General features: G+C 42.9%; 1 pseudogene. It reads right to left on the bottom strand.

The window, feature by feature from the left end:
- Positions 1-59: 59 nt before the first annotated feature.
- A pseudogene (locus tag CK510_RS32225) lies at positions 60-1,343 on the bottom strand (hypothetical protein); the annotation flags it as partial.

The raw sequence follows: 1,343 nt of genomic DNA, 5'->3' as shown, positions 1-1,343 counted from the left end.
TTTTCAATTTGTATACTGATGTGCATTAGATTCTTTCTGCTGCACCGTTTTGTCATGCGTTAGTCTAAACTCCAGTTAATAAAGTCTGTGGTTTTGTTCAACATTTCCGCAGGAACCACCACCCGATGCTGCTCATTGGGTGGGTCGTAGGTACGCTTGACTTGTAGAACTAGCCCTCCATATTCATCATTAACTCCGATTAATTCCCGCTCGACGATAAAGCTAAAACCTGCTTTGGGTATCCATTTCCATTCTGTATCTCCACTTAGGGCTTTAACTTTTTTCCAATAGCCTAATTCGGAACGATATGGATGTTGCACGGGAGCCGACCAATCTGAAGTATTAAACTGTACGTTGTTTTTTAATAAATAATTGCGGATGTCATCAGACCACAATGCCATCCATTCGTCGATTGAAATGTAAGTGATTTGATGGCGATTTCCTTGAAGAATTAGGTCATCAATATCTGGGTCATCTTTGGTAAATTGTCCCCACCAACCAATGCGAATTTTACATTCCCACTGCTGCAAGAGTTTGATTGTTTCGTGGTAACGCAGCATGATGTGCTTATTCGCGAGCATTCCCGCATCTGCGTATAAATCGATGACTAAATTTGACAGAGATGTATTTTGTTCCTGGGCAATTTTATCGAGGTAACGTCTGAGTAACTTGGGACTGCAATCCCATGCTGCACCTGATGCTCCAATGATGATTTGTTGGAGGTTGCAAGCAACTACCCAAGATTTCAAAACTCCTTCTGCCAAGCCAATTGAAGAGATTTGGATATTTTCAGGACGGCAAAATGTCAGTGGCATTTCACCGTTCTCCAAGTGAGGGCTATTTCCACCCGCAGGAGCAGAGGAACCCCATTTATATTTGCCATTGCTGGTATCGTCTGGACGGATTTGGAAGGCGATAATTTGCCCAAATTCGTTATGGATTGGGAGAAATAGCCCAGTTTGACCATATAAATACAAGTTTTTATCGCGCTCAACTACACCCGGTAAATTGACACTAAGATTTTCTATCTGTGTTTCCTTCCACGAGCGAAAACCAATGAAATCGATAAACTCCACCAGTCCACGCTCATCTGTCAAATGCTTACGGTGAGTTTCGTTTAATTGAAGCTGGTTCGATAGCTGTCGATATTGTTTATCCCGTTCCTCTTCACTCAAAGTTTCTTGCTCTGACGCTCCAGGAAAATTTTCCTTGAGATGCGCTACTTTCTGAGATGCCGTATTTTGCCCATCTACACGCGGTTTCCCGGAGGGTAACGTTATTTTCGTTGTGCGATTGTCTGATTTGGAGCGAACCGCAACTTGGGAACGGTGGCAATTTAGATG

It is taken from the genome of Brunnivagina elsteri CCALA 953 (genome assembly GCF_002289455.1).
Taxonomy (GTDB): Bacteria; Cyanobacteriota; Cyanobacteriia; order Cyanobacteriales; family Nostocaceae; genus Brunnivagina; species Brunnivagina elsteri.
The sequence above is the reverse complement of the archived record's forward strand: the minus strand, read 5'-3'. Positions and strand labels throughout refer to the sequence as shown.